Here is a 17,945-nt window from a genome sequence, read left to right as displayed (position 1 = left end):
CATGCACCACCCCACGGAGCGGCGCGGCTACGGTCGGCGTATGACGCCACGAGTGAGGGCTGACCCGGCGGTGGGTGAGCGGATTCGGGCCCGCCGGCTGCTGCGCGGCTGGAGTGTGCGCTTCGCGGCTAGCCGCGCCGGTGTCTCGCATGCCACCTGGAGCCGGATCGAGCGGGGCCTGCAGGCGGCCGACAACCGGTTCACGCTGGCCGACATCGCCGGCGCGCTGGAGTGTGCGCCCGCCGACCTGGCCGGCACCGGCGTTCCGGCCCCCGATCGGGCGACCGCCGCGGCCCTGGCCGGCGTGGTCGGATTGCGCCGGGCGCTGATCGACATCGATCTGAGCGAGCCGCCGTCCGGAGCCGCGCCGCCCGTCGCCGAGCTGAGCCGCGGCGTCGTCCTGGTCAATGCCCTGTTCGAGGCGTGTGACTACGCCGGGGCCGCGCGGCTGCTGCCCGATCTGTTGCGCGACCTGCACACCGAGACGGCCGGTCCCGATCATCTCGAAGCGTTGCGGCTGCTCTGCGACGCCACGTCGGTCGCCTCGTCGGTTTTGCGCTGCCTCGGTCATCCTGCCGACGCCTGGCTGGGCGCCGAACGGTGCCGCGACGCGGCCGACGCCGTCGGCGACCCGGTGCTGCGGGGTCAGGCCGCCTTCGCGCTGGCCCGGTCCGCGACCGCCTGCGGTTCGTACCAGCGCGGACAGACGCTGGCCGAGCGGGCCGTCGACGACCTCGGCCACCACCTGAGTCGCCCCGGAGCGGCCGAGGTGCTCGGCTCACTGCATCTCGTCGCTGCCCTGGCCAGCCGGTGCCGCCAGCGGCTCGAGGACAGCCGCGACTGGCTCGACGAGGCCGCCGAACTGGCCCACCGCACCGGTGAGACCAACGCGATGGGCATGTTCTTCGGCCCCACGAATGTCGACATCTGGCGTATGAGCATCGAGGTCGACGACGGCGACCCGGCGCGGGTGGTGGAGATCGCCCACCGCACCGATCCGGCGGCGATCCCGGCCGGCATCCGCCAGGTCTTCTACTACGCCGACACGGCCCGCGCCCTCACGCGTCTCGGCGGGCATGATCGTGGGGCGATCCGTTTCCTGCTCATCGCGGAACGCATCGCGCCCCAGCACGTACGCACCTCGGCCGAGCTCGCCGAAACCGTCCGCACGCTGCTCAACCGTTCCCGTCGTCAGGCCGGCGGCACCGAGCTGCGGGCTCTGTGCGAACGCCTGCAGAGCCGCTAGGAACCGATCGCGACGAAGACGTTGTCGATCTCGCCCGCGAACTGGTCGTTCGACTTGCTGGTGCCCTTGCCGCCGACGCGCAGGGGTTCGGCGTTCGCGATCGACAGCGCTGCCGGAACGGCGACCGAGGCTGCGGGAACGCCGTCCACCAGCATGGTCAGCTCGTCGCGGGTGCGGGTGCAGGCCAGGTCGTGCCAGCGCCCGTCGGCCACGTCGATGATCGGTTCGGCGCGATAGATGGCGCCCTTGCCGGCCAGCACGCAGCTCGGATGCCCGAGCCGATGGTCGACCTGCAGTTTGTACTGGCTGACGCGCCCGACGGAATAGCCCTTCTGCACCACATTCGCCCCATCGGCGAGGTCGGCGTGCGTCATCCGCACCGAGGCCCCGTACCGCAAACGCCTTGTGCCGGGGTTGAGGCTGTCGTCGCGTTCACCCTCGAGAATCGCCCGCGGGCAGTCCTTCTCGCGGGCCAGCCGGCACCGGTCAGGATAGGAAAGGGCCAGGCCAGACCCTTGGCGTACGAGTCGAAGCGCACCACCGTTCTGTCCGAGCGGCCGCAGTTGGTGGCGTCCGAGGTGATCGGTGATGGGCCGGCCGACACCCCCGTCGAAGGTGTATCGCACCTCCACTGAGCCGGCGGCGACCCGGATGCGGCCCGGCGGCGCCGACTTGGCCGACGGGACCGGCTCCTCGATCGGCAGCAGACCGCCGAGTGCGACGGAACGGGCGCCTGAGACTGCCGCGGGCGCGTCCGCCGTGGGCGTGGGTCGTAATCCCACGGCGAAGGCCGGCAACGACGACATCCGGTGCGAGTAAGTGAGAGTGCCGACAAGAACGACCAGCGTCCCCGCCAGCGCAATCCACCACCGTTTGCGAACCATAGGTCTATTGTCCGAAATGGTCGGCCGACGATCGAACGCGACCCGGCGGCAAGAGCAGACCAGAACGGGAACAACCCGTAGGCGGTCAGCCGACCGTCCGAGGCTGGGCCACCGGAGTGGGCAGAACCGGATGGCCCGGCTCGCCCACCACCGCGTGCACCACGTCGTCCAAAGTGATCACTCCGAGCGGCCGCCGGCCATCGCTGACCAGCACGATGTGCAGCCGGTCGCGGCGCATCATGAGCAGCAGGTCGGCGAGCGAACGCTCGGGCGAGACCACCGCCAACGGCCGGATGATCTCAGGCGGGATCGGACGCGTCCGGCGCTCGGTGGCGTACCCGAGAATGTCTTTGACGTGCACGAAGCCCAGCACCCGCCGTGTCTCGCGCTGCACGACCGGGAAGCGGGACCGGCCGGTGCGCGTCGCCACCATCTCGAGCGTCGCGGGCGTGATGTCGTCGGCGATCGTCGTGACGCTCGACCAGGGCCGCAGTGTGTCGGCCGCCGTACGCCCGTGCAGCTCGAGCGCGGCGTGGATGCGCGCGAACTGTTCGGTGCCGAGCAGCCCCTCGGCGCGGGCCTGCGTGACCATGCCGGCGAGCTCCTCGGCCGTGAACACGGTCTTGACCGAGTCGGTCGCCTCGATCGACCAGATCTTCAACACCACCCGGGCGGCCCAGCGCATCGCGTTGAGCAGCGGTTTCGTGGCCGTGCAGAAGGCCAGCATGAACGGGCCGAGAATGAGCGCCGCCTTCTCGGGCCCGGCCAGCGTGATGTTCTTGGGGACCATCTCGCCGATGACCGTGTGCAGGAACACGACGATGCTCAGGGCCAGCACGAACGCCACCGGGTGCACCGCGTTCTCGGGCAGGCCGATGTCGTGGAACGGGCCTTCGAGGAAGTGGGCCAGCGCGGGTTCGGCGAGCGCACCGAGTCCGAGCGAGCAGATCGTGATGCCGAGCTGAGCGCCGGCGATCATCAGCGGGATCTGGCTCATCGCCGAGAGGGCCCAGCGGGCGCGCTTGCTGGTCGCGGCGAGCGGTTCCAGGGCCGTACGCCGGGACGCGATCAGGGCGAACTCGCCGCCCACGAAGAGGCCGTTTCCGATCAGCAGTCCGAAGGTGACCAGCAGCTCAGTCATCGTCGGGCTCCGGCGGCGCGGACACGCGCACCTGTTCGATGCGGTGCCGGTCGACGGCCATCACGGTGAACACCCATCCGTCGCTCTCATAGGTCTCGCCGACCACCGGGATGTGGCCGAGCCGGGAGAGCAGAAAACCGGCAAGCGTCTCGTACGGCCCCTCGGGCAGGGCGAATCCGGTCTGCTCCATCAATTCGTCCTCGCGGAGCAGGCCGTCGACGACCCCGTCCGGTGCCAGGAGTTCCTGCGAGGAGGTCTCGATCGGCTCAGCGTCGTACTCGTCGGCGATCTCCCCGACCAGTTCCTCGATCAGGTCTTCGGCCGTGACGACGCCGTCGGTGCCGCCGTACTCGTCGACCACGATCGCCAGGTCGGCGTGGGCCTCGCGCAGCGCGGCGAGCACTTTGTCGAGGCCGAGGCTCTCGGGAACGTAGACCGGCTCGCGGGCGATGGTCGAGACCTGGGTCGCGGCGCGGCGCTCCGGCGGGACACCGAGCGCGTCGGGCACCCCGGCGACGCCGATGACCAGGTCGATCGTGTTCTCGTAGACGGGGAACCGGGTGTGCCCGGTCTCGCGCGCGACCGAGATCAGCTCGGCCACACTCGCCGTGGTCTTGAGCCCGACCACGTCGACGCGGGGGGTCATCGCCTCGGCCGCCCGCTTCTCGCCGAAGCGGATCGTGCGGCGCAGCAGCGTGGCCGTCTCGGCTGGCAAAGCACCGGCCCGCGCGCTGATCGCGGCCAGCAGGCCCAGTTCCTCGGGCGAGCGCGCACTGGCCAGCTCTTCCTGAGGTTCGATGCCCAGCCGGCGGACCAGCCAGTTGGCCGAGCCGTTGAGGCCGGCGATCACCCACTTGAGGAGCCTGGAGAACGTACGCAGCGGGGCCGCGGTCGACAGCGCGGCGCGCATCGGCCGGGCCAGCGCCGCGTTCTTGGGCACGAGTTCGCCGAACAGCATCGAGATCAGGGTGGCGACGACCAGCGCGACGCCGTGCGTGACGCCCTCGGTGGCGTCGCCCGCGATCGGCTCGACGACCGGCGAGAAGATGCGGGAGAGCGCGGGCTCGGCGAGGTAGCCGGTGAGCAGCGCGGTGATCGTGATGCCCAGCTGGGTGCCGGAGAGCTGGAAGGACAGCTCGTGCAGAGCGTGCTCGACCGTGCGCGCCCGGCGATCGCCCGCACGGGCCCGGGACGCGACCTCGGCCCGGTCGACGGTCACCAGGCCGAACTCGGCGGCCACAAAAAACGCGTTGCCGGCCGTGAGCAGCGCGAACGCCGCCAACGGGAGCACCGCGGTCAGGAACAGGCCGTCCATGATCGGTTCACCTCGGGTCTCATTGTGCCGGAACGGTGCGAGCCGGGCGCGCCGTCGGCGAGGTGAGGATTGGCACGTCACGAATTTGGAGAATCGTCAGGGTATGAACCTGGTCGAAGAGTTCACGCTGCTCGCGTACGACGACGACGGCACGCCGCTGACCGACGGCACTCACCTGGACCACGGTCTGGGCGGCGGGCTGCTGCTCGAGCTCGCTCTGGCCGGGCGGGTGGACGTCGAGGACAAGAGGGTGGTCGTGGTCGATGCGAGCCCGACCGGAGACCCGCTGGTCGACGCGGCCCTGGCGAAGATCGTCGGCGAGGACAAAGCGCGCAGGCCCGGCCATTGGGTGTCGAAGTTCGCCAAGGAGACCCGGCCGATGGTGCTGGCCCGCCTGGTCGACGAGGGCATTCTGACGACCGAGAAGGACAAGGTGCTGTGGGTGTTCCCCCGCATCAAGTACCCGGCCGCTCACGGCGTCGAGCCCGCGCAGGAGAAGGCGGCGCGCGACCGGATGCGGCGCGCCGTGCTCGACAGTGGCGCGGTCGAACCCCGTACGGCTGCGCTCTGTGCCCTGGTCGCGGCGACCGACCTCGACAAGACCGTCTTCGGTGACCTCGACCGGAAGGCCGTGAAAGCGCGGCTGCGGGAGATCAGCGAGGGCGCGTGGGCGGCCGCGGCGGTCAAGAAGACGATCGAGGAGATCCAGGCGGCCGTGATGGTCGCGATCGTCGCCTCGACCACCGCGGCCACCGCCGGCACGTCCTCGTGAAGCCTTAGACCTCTTGCTTGAGCGAGCGCAGGAGGACCGTTGCCACGTCCACGACCTCGACGTTCTCCTGCTCGCCCTTGCCGGTGACCCCGTCGCCGATCATCGTGTAGCAGAACGGGCAGCCCACGGCGATCGTCTTCGCGCCGGTCGCCAGGGCCTCCTCGGTGCGCTCGACGTTGATCCGCTTGCCGATCTTCTCCTCCATCCACATGCGTGCGCCGCCGGCGCCGCAGCAGAAGGAGCGTTCGGAGTTACGCGGCATCTCGGTCAGCCCACCGGCGATCGACGAGCCGAGCACCTCGCGCGGCGCGTCGAAGACCCGGTTGTGCCGGCCCAGGTAGCAGGGGTCGTGATAGGTGACGCCGCCGTCGACCGGCTGCACCGGGGTGAGCTTGCCGGTGGCGACCAGGTGGGCCAGCAACTGCGTGTGGTGCACGACCTCGACCTCGAGGCCGAGCTGCTCATATTCGTTGCCGAGCGTGTTGAAGCAGTGCGGGCAGGTGGCGACGATCTTCTTGACCTTCGCCTCCTGCAGGGTCTCGACGTTCTGCTGGGCCAGCATCTGGAAGACGAACTCGTTGCCGATGCGTCGCGCGGGGTCACCCGTACAGGTCTCGCCCTCGCCGAGGATCGCGTAGTCGACGCCGGCCTCGTGCAGCAGTTTGGCGACCGCGCGGGTGGTCTTCTTGGCCCTGTCCTCGAACGCGCCGGCGCAGCCGACCCAGAACAGGTATTCGAAGTCTTCCTTCTCGCCGACCCGCGGCACCTCGAAGTCGAGACCCTTGGTCCAGTCCTCGCGGGTGTTCTGCGGAGCGCCCCACGGGTTGCCCTTGTTCTCCAGGTTGCGCAGCATCACGCCGGCCTCGCTGGGGAACGACGACTCGATCAGCACCTGGTAGCGGCGCATGTCGACGATGTGGTCGATGTGCTCGATGTCGACCGGGCACTGCTCGACGCACGCGCCGCAGGTGGTGCACGACCACAGCACGTCCGGGTCGATCACGCCCTGCTCGTCCTCGGTGCCGATCAGCGGCCGGTTGCCCTCGGCCAGCGCCAGCACGTCCATGTGGGCCAGTTGCGCCTCGGCCGCCTTCTCCTCGCCGGTGAGGTCCTTGCCTCCACCGCCCAAAAGATAAGGAGCCTTCGCGTACGCGTGGTCGCGCAGGCTGAGCACGAGGAGCTTGGGCGAGAGCGGCTTGGCGGTGTTCCAGGCCGGGCACTGCGACTGGCAGCGGCCGCACTCCGTACACGTCGAGAAGTCGAGCAGCCCCTTCCAGGTGAACTGTTCCACCTGGGCGACACCGAACTGGTCCTTCTCGGGGTCGGCCTCTTCGAAGTCGAGCGGCTTGCCCTGGCTCATCATCGGCCGCAGCGCGCCCAGCCCGGAGCCGGCCGGCTTCTCGGGGGCGCGCTTGAAGAAGATGTTGAAGAACGCCAGGAACCGGTGCCAGGCCACGCCCATCGTCGGGTTGAGTGCGATCGTGATCAGCCAGCCCATCGAGATGAGCAGCTTGACCAGCGCGACCCAGGTCGGCCCGTCGGCCGCGGCGGGCAGCAGGGAACCGACGCCGTGCGACAGCGGGGTCGCCCAGCCGGGGTATTCGAAGGTGTCGTTGGCGACCTTGAAGCCTCGGATCAGGAAGCCGCAGACGAGCACGCCGAGGATCACGGCCTCGACGAAGTAGGCCTGCCACCTGGTCGAACCGAGGAAGCGGCTGCGCTTGGCCCGGTTCGCGCGCTGGCGCACGAAGATTAGGTAGAGGATGCCGAGCAGGCCGAGAATGCCGATCCACTCGGTGACGAACCCGTAGACGACCCAGTGCCCAATGATCGGCAGCCCCGCCTCGGGGTCGACGACCTCGAAGTACGCCTCCACGACCAGCAGGAACAGGATCATGAAGGAGACCATGACGAGCCAGTGGGCGGCACCGATCGTGCTCCACTTGAGCATGCGGGTGTGACCCAGCGTCTCGACCAGCATGGTCTTCGTACGCGTCTTGGGGTCGGCGAACCGCGCCGGGTCGGGTTGTCCGCGCCTGATCACCGAGGTGATGGTCAGCACGGCTCGCACCGCGAGCACAACAGCCACGACGGTGACCGCACCGGCCAGAACGGTGGCGACTATCTGCGCTATGCCCATCTGCGTTGAGCCTCCTCGCCTCGGGTGTCCGCCGCGCTCATGTTACTCGTGAGTAATAGACGGCCGCATGCCACGGGGTCAAGGGACCGGCCGCCAGGCACAAAGCGCACCCCGGCCACCGGCGCGGGGTGCGCATGAAACGGACGAAAGTCACCCTACCCGCGCGGAAGCGGGCGGAAGCGTGGTTAACGCCAGCGCGACAGGATGCCCAGGGACGCCACCATGCAGCCGAAGCCGATGGCGAGGTTCCAGTACCGCAGGGACTCGATCGGGTACGCCTGGGACGACAGGTAGTACACGACCAGCCAGGCGATGCCGATCGCGATCAGCGCCACGGCACTGATCGGCAGCCACATCGGGCTCGGCTTCTTGGACGCCGCGGCAGCCGCCGGACGAATGTCCGTCGGCGGCGTGTAGACCTTCTTCTTGCGAACCTGAGACTTCGGCACGGTGCTCTCCTGAAGGGCAACAAGTGGTGAACAACCCCACCGCTGAGCGGCCTCGGAGGTCCCGAATGCTGCCCGTGGCGATTAATGTTCGACCGCTAGCGTAGTCAAGTCGGTGCGATGACAGGCACCCGCCGGGCAAGGAAAATTGTTCGGCGCGATTTTCAGGGGAGCCGAGGACGTGGAATACACCACTGGCACGCCCTCGTGGCGGCTCGTTCTGCGCCGGGCGTGGCGCGGTCTGCGGCCCCGCAAACCGACCAAGCGCCCGCACGGCTGGACCGTCGGCGTACCCCTGATCGCCCTAGCCGCGGGCCTGCTCTTCACCACCTCGGCGACCACCGCGGACGGCACGGCGCTGCGCGACGACCGCCGCCCCCAGCTCGCCCAGCTGATCGCCGACAAGCGCGCCCGCCTCGACGCGCGCGAGCGGACGGCGGCGAAACTGCGCACCGCGGTCGATCAAGACACGGCCCGTCTCGCCGAGGCCGGCGGCCCGGCCGAGCGGGCCCGGGAACGCGCCGACGCGCTGCGCTCCCCAGCCGGGTTCACCGCCCTGCAAGGTCCGGGCCTCACCGTCAGCCTCGACGACTCGTCGCGCCGCAGTAACGACTTCGTGGCCGCGAACGCCCCCGACAACGACGACCTTGTCGTCCACCAGGGTGACGTTCAAGCGGTCGTGAATGCCCTCTGGGCTGGTGGGGCCGAGGCAATGTCGATCATGGATGTCCGCGTCATCTCAACCAGCGCGGTACGCTGTGTCGGCAACACGCTGCTACTCCACGGCCAAGTCTTCTCGCCGCCGTTCCGGATCACGGCGATCGGCGAACCCACAACGATGCATCACGCGTTGGAGTCCGCAGAGGGAGTCCGGCAGTTCAAGGATGCGGTCGCCGACTTCGGCCTCGGTTATCAGGAAACCGTCGAGAGGAACGTGACAGTGCGGGCGTACGACGGGTCGAGTGACCTCCGATCCGCGCGGGTCAGCGGCTGATGGCGGCAGCGGACCAGCCGGGCGCGCCGGGGAATTCAGGCCGGCATCGAGCGCCTGACGCCGAGGCCCACACGGCATACATCCCGCGGATCACCGACGCATCGCCGGACGGCGTGCCCGGTGGTCCGCTCGCACCGCCGATCGGGCTGGGTGCCTCCACACAGTCGGTCGGGCAGGTCTCGCCACCGGCGTCGACGCAGCCACCTGCCGCAGCGCAGCCACCTGCCGTGCCGCAGCCACCCGCCATGCCGCAGCCACCCGCCGCGGCGCCGTCGCCCGTCGCGCCGCCGCCCCCTTCAGCCAGCGAGACGGCGATCCTGTCCACCGCCGACGAGGTGCGGCAACGGATCGCCCGCAACGGCGTGGCGCCCGACGCGTCGCTGCAGAAGCCGCACGCGGAGCCGCAGCCCGGCTCGCCGGGCTTCGACTGGCTCGCTGCGGCGGCCCTGGCCACTCCCGCGCCCGCCGCCGCGGCCCACCCGCCCGCGGCGCCCCCTCACGAGGCCCCTCAGGCCCGCAACGGCGTCTACCCGCCGTCGACCCCCGCCGCGCCCGCACCGAGCCCGCAGGCGCCCGCCAACGGCACCGCACAGGTCCCGTCCGGCACCGCAGGGCTCCCGACCGGCGCCGCAGGGCTCCCGACTGGCACCGCACAGATTCCGACCGGCACCGCAGGGGCCTCGTCCGGCGTCGCCGGCCGTGGGTTTCGGCCGCCGGTCCCGCCGGCCACCGCCGGCCACAACCCCGGCGGGCACCCCACCACCGCGCTCGCCGCCTTCGGCAGCCCGGCCGGCGTCGGCGCCCCGGTGACGCCCGGCCCGTCGGCCGCGCCCGGTTTCGGCCGGCCCGAAGACCCGAACGAGACAGCCGTCATCCGTTCGGCGGATGCGCCCACCGGCCTGCTGCCGATGGCGAAGCGCCCGGCCGAGCAACCGTCCGCCGTCCGCTCGCCCACCGCTCTGCTCTCCGCTGTGCCGGGCGTCGCCGCCCACGCCGCGAAGGCGAAAGCCGAGCCCGACACCGTCCTCGGCGCCGCCTCGGTTGCCCCTGTCAGCCCGGGTGCGGCCCGGCCCCCCGCCGAGGAGGAACCCGTGGCGGAGGAGCCGAAGCGAGGCGAGAAGGTCGTCCGGCTGCGGGCCGAACAGACCGACGAGGGCTACAAGAGCGTCTACTCCGAACTGACCCGGCCGACCATCGGCTCGCGCATCCGCGGCGGCATCCGCGTCTCCGGCGAAGTGATGATCACCTTCGGACTGATCGTGCTGCTCTTCGCCGGTTACGAGGTCTTCGGCAACTCGGCCAAGGTGCAGGACGAGCAGGACGCTCTGGCCAGCCAGCTCGACGAGGTCTGGAACGACCCGACCGTCGGCCCGACCCCGACAGCCGCCGCGTCGAAGGGTCCGGCCGCGCCCGGCAGCAACCTGGTCGGCCGCCTCTACATCCCGAAGTTCGATAAGGAGTGGGTCGTCGTCGACGGCGTGCAGCCCGACGACATCCGTTACGCACCCGGCCACTACCCCGACTCCGCGAAGCCCGGCAAGGTCGGCAACTTCTCGGTGGCCGGTCACCGCATCAAGAAGATCTTCTGGCGGCTCGACGAGCTGAAGGACGGCGACGTCATCGGCGTGGAGACCCGCACCAACTGGTACGTCTACCGCGTCTACGACAAGGACGTGGTCAAGCCCAGCCAGGTCGAGGTCGTGGCGCCCGTACCCGGCAAGCCCCGGGCCAAGCCGTCCAAGGCGCTGCTCACGCTGACCACCTGCAACCCGAAGTACAACAACTACGAGCGCCTGATCATCCACGCCGAGCTGGTCTCGACGTCCAAACGCGACCAGAAGCTCCCCGACGCCGGCATGCCGGCCGAAGTGAAGAAGGCCTGACGCGATGTACGCCTGGATCTGGCGCAAGTTGCCGTTCGGCTTCTGGGGCAAGCTGACCAGCTCGCTCGCGCTCCTCGCGGCCACGACCGCGCTCCTCTGGTACGTCATCTTCCCGTGGGCGACCCCGCTGCTGCCCTTCGACGACGTGCAGGTCGGCAACGGCACCGAGCAACAGGGTCCGGCCGGCGGCGACATCACCTCGACGGACAACCCGGACCACGGTCCCGAGGACATCCCCTACAGCACCGAGTCGAACCAGCCGCACCCGTCCGATCCCGCCGGCGGCAACCAGATCCCGGGGAACTGACATGCGCGTGCTGGTGATCGACAACTACGACTCGTTCGTCTTCAACCTCGTGCAATATCTCGGCCAGCTCGGCGCCGAGTGCGAGGTGCGGCGCAACGACGAGATCTCGGTCGCCGACGTCGGCACGTTCGGCGCCGCCGGCATTCTGCTCTCGCCCGGCCCCGGAACTCCGGAACGCGCCGGCATCACGATGGGCGTCATCAAGGCGTACGCCGGGAAGTTGCCGATGTTCGGGGTCTGCCTGGGGCATCAGGCGATCGGCGCCGCGTTCGGAGCGACCGTCACCCGCGCGCCCGAGCTGTTGCACGGCAAGACCTCGTCGGTGCATCACAACGGTGCGGGGGTGCTGGCCGGTCTGCCCGAGCCGTTCACCGCCACCCGCTACCACTCGCTGGCCGTCGTGCCGGACACCGTGCCCGACGAGATCGAGGTGACCGGGCGCACCGAGTCCGGCATCGTCATGGCGATGCGGCACCGCTCGCTGCCGATCGAGGGCGTGCAGTTCCACCCCGAGTCGGTGCTCACCGAGGGCGGCCACACCATGCTGGCCAACTGGCTCGCCGCCTGCGGCCTGCCCTCAGCTCTCGAGAAGGCGCCGCCGCTGGCCGCCGAGGTCGAGACGCGGCGCCGCGCGGCCTTCGCCACCACGTAGAAAAGCCCGCCTCCCCTGTTCGGAGAGGCGGGCTGATTTCTGTCGGTCAGAGGCTGTCGTCGCGGCGGAACGTGCCGAACGAGTTGCCGATCAGGCCGTTGGTGCCGGTGCCACCGCCGTTGCCGGGCGGCTCGGAGCCGGGATCGGTGGGCTCGGTCTCGCCGGGATCGGGCTCCACGATGACGGAGATCGTGACCTTGTCGCCCTTCTCAGCGGTCGAGCCTGCCTTGGGCGTCTGCGCGACCACCGTGCCGGGCTGGCCGTTCGGGTCTTCGACGTCCACGATGTTGACGTTGAACTGGCCGGCGTTGTCGAGGATGCCCTGCGCCGTGGCGGCCGACCTGCCGATCACGTCGGGCACCTCGACCAGGCGGCCGTTCGACACCTCAACCGTGATCCGCGTGCCGGGGTCGACCTTTTCGCCGGCATTCTCGACCTTGAGCACAATGCCAGCCTTCTCCAGGCTGGCCTTCTCCTTGATGTCCACCCCGAAGCCAAGACCCTTGAGAATGTTCGAGGCGGCTTCGCGCTTCGAGCCGACCAGGTTCTTCGGCACTTCGACCTGCTTCGGCGGCTGGCACAGCTGGTAGCTGACCGATTGGTCGGCGCCGATCGGCGTGCCCACCTTCGGGTTCTGCTTGACGACCGTACCCTCGCAGTCGCTCTTGAACTCGGGGGATTCGGGTGTGATGTTCTTGATGCCAGCCTGCTGCAGGGCTTGGACCGCTTCATCGTTGGTCAGACCCTGAAGATCGGGCATCGGGTTGGTCACCGGGGCCGAGCTCGTCGGGGTGGCGTTGGTGTTGTCCTTGTCGTCGGGCTGCATCGCCAGCGCGACGCCGAGCACCACGACTACCAGAACACCGAGCGCCGCGAGCGCGGCCCACACCCAGGACGAGGAACGGCGTTGCGGCGTGTACGGGGGGCCGCCGATCGGCCGCTGCATGGTCGTGGCGCCCTGCGGCTGCCACTGCGGCGCGCCCTGCATGGCCATTGTCTCGGCCTGTGACATCACCGGGGTGGCGAGCACCGGTCGGCCCGCGACGGCCCGCAGCGCGTCGGCCCGCATCTCCTGGGCGCTCTGGTAGCGGTTCATCGGGTTCTTGGCGAGCGCCTTGAGCACGATGGCGTCGACGTCGGGCGAGACCTCGTGGTTGATCTCGCTCGGCGCCTTCGGTTCCTCGCGAACGTGCTGGTAGGCGACGCTGACCGGGCTGTCGCCGACGAACGGCGGGTTACCGACCAGCAGCTCGAAGAGCACACAGCCGGCGGCGTACACGTCGGAACGCGCGTCGACCGCCTCGCCGCGGGCCTGCTCGGGCGAGAGGTATTGCGCCGTGCCGATGACCGCGCTGGTCTGGGTCATGGTGGTCGCACCGCTGGCCAGGGCCCGGGCGATGCCGAAGTCCATGACCTTGACCTGGCCGTTCTGCGTGATCATCACGTTGCCGGGCTTGATGTCCCGGTGGATGATGCCGTGCCGGTGGCTGAACTCCAGGGCGGCGCAGATGTCGGCGATGATCTCGAGAGCCTTGCGCGGTTGAAGGCGCTGCTCCTGGGCCAGAACCTCCTTGAGGGTCTGTCCGTTGACGAACTCCATCACGATGAACGGCTGCTTCTCGCCGGCCGGGGAAATCTCTTCGCCCGTGTCGTAGACGGCGACGATCGCTGGGTGGTTCAGGGCGGCCGAGTTCTGCGCCTCACGGCGGAACCGCTCCTGGAACGTGGCGTCCCGGGCCAGGTCGGTGCGCAGCATCTTGATCGCTACATCACGGCCGAGCCTGAGGTCGCGTCCGCGGTGCACCTCGGCCATGCCGCCGTAGCCCAAGAGCTCGCCGACCTGATACCTGCCACCGAGCAGGCGGGCCTGCGCCGTCATAGCGTCTGTCGTCCTTCGTTAGCTTTTATCCAGCCGGGGTTCGCGCCCGCCCGCGTGGTTAGACGGTACGACGCCACTGATGGATCCCCACCCGTGACGCCCGTGTGGATTGCGGCCGCGCCGCTGTTCTTGTTGTCCTGGCCCTGCTTGAGCAGGAACGAGATGACTCCCGCGCAGAGCAGCACCAGCAATGCCAGCACCACGGCCAGCACGATCAGCACCTGACGCCCACCGGAGCTCTCCGGCTTGGCGGCGGCCGGCGCGGGCGCCTGCTGTGGTTGGTACGGCTGGCGGTAGGGCTGCGGTTGAACGGGTGGGCCGGAAGGCACCGAGGCGGCCCCGCGCGCGCCCGAGACCGGGCGGGGAACCGGAGGGTACGGCGGGTGGCCCGCGCCGGCCCCGCTCGACGGGCGCCCGGCCGGCGGGTGAGCGCCGGCGCCGGGGCTGACCGGGCCCGCGGCCCGTGCCGGTTGCGGCGCGTTCGAGGTCAGCGCGGCGGCGGCCTGCCGGGCGACGCCGGCCAGCGAGGAGGCCGAGGGCCAGCGGGCACCCGGGTCCTTGGCCAGGGCCCGGTCGACGATCGCGCGCACGTGCGGCGGGATGTCGCCGGGCAGCGGCCGCGGCGTCTCGCGGACGTGCTTCATCGCGATCTCCATCGGCGTGGCGCCGTCGAACGGCCGGTGCCCGGAGAGGCACTGATAGGCCACGACGCCGAGTGCGTAGACGTCGGAGGCGGACGTCGCGACCGCGCCCGAGGCCTGTTCGGGGGAGATGTAGGAGGCGGTGCCGAGCACCGAGCCGGCCACCGTGAGCTGCCCGACCAGGGCCGATCGGGCGATGCCGAAGTCGGTCAGCACGAGCGTGCCGTTCGGGCGTACGAGCAGGTTGCCGGGCTTCACGTCCCGGTGCACGATGCCGTTCGCGTGGGCGGCCTGCAGCGCGTCGGCGGCCTGGGCGATGAGGGCCATCGTGCGAGCCGGGGTCAGCCGGCCCACCCGGCTCAGCGTGCGGGACAGGGCGTCGCCCTCGACGTACTCCATGACCAGGAACGCGAGCTGCTGGTCGCTGCCGTAGTCGTAGACGTCGACGACCCCGGGGTGGTTGATCGTGGCCATGGTGCGGGCCTCGCCCCGGAACCGCTCGGCGAAGCCGGGCTCGTCGAGCAGGGCGGGCAGCAGGATCTTGACAGCGACCGTCCGGCCCAGCACCTCGTCGGTGCCGCGCCAGACATCACCCATCCCACCGCCGGCGATCCGCTCGTCGAGACGGTACCGGCCGCCGAGGGTCACCCCAGGGCTGATCATGCTCAGTCCCCTCCCTGACCCGCCGCGGCCTTCATGATGAGCCCGGAGATCCGGGCAGCCTCGGCACTCGCATGGCCACCGGGCACGTTCTCAAGCATGACGCAAACCGCGGAAACCGCGTCGCCCTTGTCGTTGTAGGCGAAACCGATGAACCATCCGTGATCGTCGGCGCCCTCGGCGTTCTCCGCGGTTCCGGTCTTGCCGCCGACCTCCATGCCCTTGATCCGGGCCTTCTTGCCGGTGCCGTTCTCGACGACGCTGATCATCATGTCCTTCAGGTCACCGGCGACCTGGCTGTTGATCGGCTCACGAAGCGTCTTCGGACTGGCGGTGTAGATCGTCCGCAGGTCGGGGGTGAGCAGCTTCTGCACCAGGTAGGGGCGCATCTGCTTGCCGCCGTTGGCCACCGAGGCGGCGATCAGCGCGCCCTGGATCGGGGTCATGCGCACGTCGCGCTGGCCGATCGACGACTGCGCGAGCGCGCCCTTGTCGACGCTGCCGTCCGCGTTGGCGATCTTGCCGGTGTCGCTGGCGGCGACCGGGAGGCCGCTGCCCTCGAGGTTGCCGACGGTCAGCTGACTGTCCTGGAAACCGAACGCCTTGGCCGCCGCCATGATCTTGTCGCGGCCGAGGGTGACGCCGAGCCGGGCGAAGCCGGTGTTGCAGCTCTCCGTCAGCGCTTCCTTCAGATCGATGCGCTGACCAGGGCAAACTTCGTCCTCGGCGTTGCGGATGACCGCCCCGCTCTCGCGGTATTCGGCGCCCGCCTGAATCTCTGTCTCGGTTGTGTAACCGTTCTGGAGGGCGGCCGCGGAGACGATCACCTTGAAGGTCGAGCCGGGCGGCAGTGTCTCGGCTGTCGACCGGTTCAGCAACGGCTGAGCGGGGTCCTTGTTGAGCCTGTTGTACGCGGCCGAGGCGGCCTTCTCGTCGTGGCTGACCAGCGGGTTCGGGTCGAAGCTGGGCATCGAGACCATGGCCTGCACGGCCCCCGTGCGCGGGTCGATCGCGATCGCCGCGCCCCTCTTGACCCCGCGCTCGTTGCCGGTCAGCTCTTTCCAGGCCGTTTCCTGCGCCTTGGAGTTGATCGTCAGCAGGACGTTGCCGCCGCCGGTGTTGTTGCCGGTGAACATGTCCTTTACCCGGTCGGCGAAGAGCTTGTCGCTCTCACCGGAGAGGAAGTCGTTCTCGGCATTCTCGATGCCGGTCGCGGCCAGGCCGACGGGACGGTAACCGAGGACCGGGGCGTAGACCTCCTTGCGGGGGTAGACGCGCAGGTACTTCAGGGCGTCGTCGGTGACCTTGTTGGTCGCCACCCCGGTGCCGCCGACCTCGATGATGCCGCGCGGCCGCTCGTACTGCGCGACCACGACCCGGCGGTTGTAGTCGCTCGTGCGGTAGTCGTCGGCCTTGTAGGCCTGCACCCAGTTCAGGTTCGCGAAGAGCAGCCCGAACAGGACGAGGATGACCACGCCGGCCCGGCGAAGTGGTGCGTTCACGGCTTGATCACCTCCGTCATGGCGCCGTGCAGTTGTGCCGGCGCCTTCTTTGGTCCGCCACCGGCTCGATCGGCGCCGCCGCCGCTCGCCGCCGGTCCGCGGGCCGCGTTCGAGATTCGCAACAGCATCGCGATCAGCAGCCAGTTGGCCATCAGCGACGAGCCACCCGACGAGAGGAACGGCGTCGTCTGGCCGGTCAGCGGGATGAGTCCGGTGATGCCACCCAGGATGACGAAGATCTGCAAACCCAGGGTGAACGACAGGCCGCCCGCAACCAGCTTGCCGAACGAATCGCGCACGGCGAGCGCCGAGCGCAGACCCCGCTCGACGATCAGCAGGTAGAGCACCAGCAGCGCGGAGAGGCCGAACAGGCCGATCTCCTCACCCATGCCGGCGAAGATGAAGTCGTTCTGCACCTCGGGTACGAACCGCGGGGAGCCGCCGCCCGGACCCGAGCCGAACAACCCGCCGGTGCCGAGCGAGAGCAGGCCCTGCACGAGCTGATAGCTGCCGCCGAACCGTTCGTAGTTGTCCAGCGCGAACGGGTCGAGCCAGACCTGCGCGCGGTCGTAGAAGTTGGCGAACGGGCCGCCGACCGAGGCGCCCAGCAGGTAGGCGAGGTAGACGCCACCGAAGAACAGCAGCAGACCGATGATCAGCCAGCTCGCCCGCTCGGTGGCGACGTAGAGCGTCACCACGAACAGGCCGAAGTAGAGCAGGGCCGTACCCAGGTCTTTCTCGAACACCAGCACCAGGAGGCTGAGCAGCCACACCGTGACGACCGGACCGAGGTCACGGCCACGCGGGAAGTCGATGCCGAGCACTCGCTTGCTCGCCAGCGAGAGCACTTCTCGTTTGCGCACCAGGTAATAGGCGAAAAACGAGACCAGGGCGATCTTGGCGAACTCACCGGGCTGGATCGAGAACGACCCGATCCGGATCCACAGCTTCGCGCCGTTGACCTCGGAGATGCTCGACGGCAGCACCGCCGGGATCATCACCAGCACGATGCCGGTCAGACCGAGCGTGTAGGCGTACCGAGAGACGATCTTGTGGTCACGCACCACGATCAGCAGGACCGCCGCGAGGATCAACGCGATCAAGGTCCAGGCGAGCTGGCGGCCACCGATCCCGGAGAAGATTCCCGGGATCGCCTGCTTCTTGCTGAGAGCGTCGCCGATGTCGAGCCGCCGCAGGAAGCCCACACCCAACCCGTTGATCAGGGCGACCGCCGGAATGAGAACCGGATCGGCGTACGGCGCGGTGTAGCGGACGACGAAGTGCAGGCCGACGAACAGGATGCTCAGCAACGCGGCCGGCACCCAGAACGTCGGCGTGATCTCACCGATGCGGGCCGCCTCGACGGTGGCCCCATAGGCGGCCACCAGCACCATGGCGAACGCGAGCAGACCCAGCTCGGCATTGCGCTGGGTCTTCATTCCCGGGATACGCGCCATCTCGCCCGTGGAGCCGGGCGAGGAGG

Annotated in this window: 15 protein-coding genes; 6 read left to right on the top strand and 9 right to left on the bottom strand. The window is 69.6% G+C overall.

Annotated features, from left to right (window positions below):
• Window positions 1-40 precede the first annotated feature (40 nt).
• A complete protein-coding gene (locus tag EER30_RS35485) occupies window positions 41-1,246 on the top strand; it encodes a helix-turn-helix domain-containing protein (RefSeq protein WP_127505255.1) in 1,206 nt (401 codons plus the stop codon).
• Here the strand turns inward: EER30_RS35485 and EER30_RS35480 are convergent.
• The 3 genes from EER30_RS35480 to EER30_RS35470 form a co-directional block, all read right to left on the bottom strand.
• Window positions 1,243-2,130 (bottom strand): LamG-like jellyroll fold domain-containing protein, encoded by an 888-nt coding sequence (locus EER30_RS35480; protein WP_240670499.1) that lies wholly within the window; start codon window positions 2,128-2,130, stop codon window positions 1,243-1,245. The genes EER30_RS35485 and EER30_RS35480 overlap by 4 nt on opposite strands.
• 85 nt (window positions 2,131-2,215) lie before the next feature.
• Window positions 2,216-3,271: a hemolysin family protein gene (locus tag EER30_RS35475; RefSeq protein ID WP_127505253.1), complete on the bottom strand. Its 1,056-nt coding sequence runs from the start codon at window positions 3,269-3,271 to the stop codon at window positions 2,216-2,218.
• Window positions 3,264-4,586 (bottom strand): hemolysin family protein, encoded by a 1,323-nt coding sequence (locus EER30_RS35470; protein WP_127505251.1) that lies wholly within the window; start codon window positions 4,584-4,586, stop codon window positions 3,264-3,266. Before EER30_RS35470 ends, EER30_RS35475 begins: the two co-directional genes overlap by 8 nt.
• A gap of 103 nt (window positions 4,587-4,689) precedes the next feature.
• On the opposite strand from EER30_RS35470, the gene EER30_RS35465 reads away from it, so the two are divergent.
• Window positions 4,690-5,358 carry a GOLPH3/VPS74 family protein gene (locus tag EER30_RS35465; RefSeq protein ID WP_127505249.1) on the top strand — a complete coding sequence of 223 codons (669 nt, stop codon included), beginning with the start codon at window positions 4,690-4,692 and terminating at the stop codon, window positions 5,356-5,358.
• 4 nt (window positions 5,359-5,362) lie between these two features.
• On the opposite strand, the gene EER30_RS35460 is transcribed toward EER30_RS35465, so the two are convergent.
• Both EER30_RS35460 and EER30_RS35455 read right to left on the bottom strand, forming a co-directional pair.
• On the bottom strand, window positions 5,363-7,498 hold the full coding sequence (locus EER30_RS35460; protein WP_127505247.1) for a (Fe-S)-binding protein: 2,136 nt from the start codon (window positions 7,496-7,498) through the stop codon (window positions 5,363-5,365).
• A gap of 185 nt (window positions 7,499-7,683) precedes the next feature.
• Window positions 7,684-7,947: a cell division protein CrgA gene (locus EER30_RS35455; protein WP_127505245.1), complete on the bottom strand. Its 264-nt coding sequence runs from the start codon at window positions 7,945-7,947 to the stop codon at window positions 7,684-7,686.
• Between the two features lie 178 nt (window positions 7,948-8,125).
• Here EER30_RS35455 and EER30_RS35450 point away from each other — a divergent pair, with 178 nt between their 5' ends.
• The 4 genes from EER30_RS35450 to EER30_RS35435 all read left to right on the top strand — a co-directional run bounded on the left by EER30_RS35450 (window position 8,126) and on the right by EER30_RS35435 (window position 11,780).
• The gene (locus EER30_RS35450) at window positions 8,126-8,938 is read left to right on the top strand and encodes a DUF881 domain-containing protein (RefSeq protein ID WP_127505243.1); all 813 of its coding nucleotides are present in this window, start codon (window positions 8,126-8,128) and stop codon (window positions 8,936-8,938) included.
• A gap of 245 nt (window positions 8,939-9,183) precedes the next feature.
• Window positions 9,184-10,821 carry a class E sortase gene (locus tag EER30_RS49015; RefSeq protein WP_240670498.1) on the top strand — a complete coding sequence of 546 codons (1,638 nt, stop codon included), beginning with the start codon at window positions 9,184-9,186 and terminating at the stop codon, window positions 10,819-10,821.
• A 4-nt stretch (window positions 10,822-10,825) separates the two neighbouring features.
• A complete protein-coding gene (locus EER30_RS35440) occupies window positions 10,826-11,128 on the top strand; it encodes a hypothetical protein (protein WP_127505241.1) in 303 nt (100 codons plus the stop codon).
• 1 nt (window position 11,129) lies between these two features.
• Window positions 11,130-11,780: an aminodeoxychorismate/anthranilate synthase component II gene (locus EER30_RS35435; protein ID WP_127505239.1), complete on the top strand. Its 651-nt coding sequence runs from the start codon at window positions 11,130-11,132 to the stop codon at window positions 11,778-11,780.
• A 46-nt stretch (window positions 11,781-11,826) separates the two neighbouring features.
• On the opposite strand, the gene pknB is transcribed toward EER30_RS35435, so the two are convergent.
• From pknB to EER30_RS35415, 4 genes are read right to left on the bottom strand one after another with little or no spacing between them, the layout of a single operon-like run.
• Window positions 11,827-13,659, bottom strand: a complete 1,833-nt coding sequence (pknB, locus tag EER30_RS35430) for a Stk1 family PASTA domain-containing Ser/Thr kinase (protein ID WP_127505237.1) — start codon at window positions 13,657-13,659, stop codon at window positions 11,827-11,829.
• Window positions 13,656-14,963, bottom strand: a complete 1,308-nt coding sequence (locus EER30_RS35425) for a serine/threonine-protein kinase (protein WP_127505235.1) — start codon at window positions 14,961-14,963, stop codon at window positions 13,656-13,658. The genes pknB and EER30_RS35425 overlap by 4 nt, the downstream gene beginning before the upstream one ends.
• A gap of 2 nt (window positions 14,964-14,965) precedes the next feature.
• Window positions 14,966-16,462: a peptidoglycan D,D-transpeptidase FtsI family protein gene (locus tag EER30_RS35420; RefSeq protein ID WP_127505233.1), complete on the bottom strand. Its 1,497-nt coding sequence runs from the start codon at window positions 16,460-16,462 to the stop codon at window positions 14,966-14,968.
• Entirely contained in the window at window positions 16,459-17,919 is a 1,461-nt protein-coding gene (locus tag EER30_RS35415) for an FtsW/RodA/SpoVE family cell cycle protein (protein WP_205650564.1), read from the bottom strand. Before EER30_RS35415 ends, EER30_RS35420 begins: the two co-directional genes overlap by 4 nt.
• Window positions 17,920-17,945 lie beyond the last annotated feature (26 nt).

It is taken from the genome of Actinoplanes solisilvae, from assembly GCF_003999975.1.
Taxonomy (GTDB): Bacteria; Actinomycetota; Actinomycetes; order Mycobacteriales; family Micromonosporaceae; genus Actinoplanes; species Actinoplanes solisilvae.
The sequence above is the reverse complement of the archived record's forward strand: the minus strand, read 5'-3'. Positions and strand labels throughout refer to the sequence as shown.

Excerpts from the sequence above, each read along its gene's own strand:
- pknB (WP_127505237.1), bottom strand. The coding sequence starts at position 13,659 with ATGACGGCGCAGGCCCGCCTGCTCGGTGGCAGGTATCAGGTCGGCGAG.
- EER30_RS35460 (WP_127505247.1), bottom strand. The coding sequence starts at position 7,498 with ATGGGCATAGCGCAGATAGTCGCCACCGTTCTGGCCGGTGCGGTCACC.
- EER30_RS35440 (WP_127505241.1), top strand. The coding sequence starts at position 10,826 with ATGTACGCCTGGATCTGGCGCAAGTTGCCGTTCGGCTTCTGGGGCAAG.
- EER30_RS35415 (WP_205650564.1), bottom strand. The coding sequence starts at position 17,919 with ATGGCGCGTATCCCGGGAATGAAGACCCAGCGCAATGCCGAGCTGGGT.
- EER30_RS35480 (WP_240670499.1), bottom strand. The coding sequence starts at position 2,130 with ATGGTTCGCAAACGGTGGTGGATTGCGCTGGCGGGGACGCTGGTCGTT.
- EER30_RS35485 (WP_127505255.1), top strand. The coding sequence starts at position 41 with ATGACGCCACGAGTGAGGGCTGACCCGGCGGTGGGTGAGCGGATTCGG.
- EER30_RS35470 (WP_127505251.1), bottom strand. The coding sequence starts at position 4,586 with ATGGACGGCCTGTTCCTGACCGCGGTGCTCCCGTTGGCGGCGTTCGCG.
- EER30_RS35475 (WP_127505253.1), bottom strand. The coding sequence starts at position 3,271 with ATGACTGAGCTGCTGGTCACCTTCGGACTGCTGATCGGAAACGGCCTC.
- EER30_RS35465 (WP_127505249.1), top strand. The coding sequence starts at position 4,690 with ATGAACCTGGTCGAAGAGTTCACGCTGCTCGCGTACGACGACGACGGC.
- EER30_RS35425 (WP_127505235.1), bottom strand. The coding sequence starts at position 14,963 with ATGATCAGCCCTGGGGTGACCCTCGGCGGCCGGTACCGTCTCGACGAG.
- EER30_RS49015 (WP_240670498.1), top strand. The coding sequence starts at position 9,184 with ATGCCGCAGCCACCCGCCGCGGCGCCGTCGCCCGTCGCGCCGCCGCCC.
- EER30_RS35435 (WP_127505239.1), top strand. The coding sequence starts at position 11,130 with ATGCGCGTGCTGGTGATCGACAACTACGACTCGTTCGTCTTCAACCTC.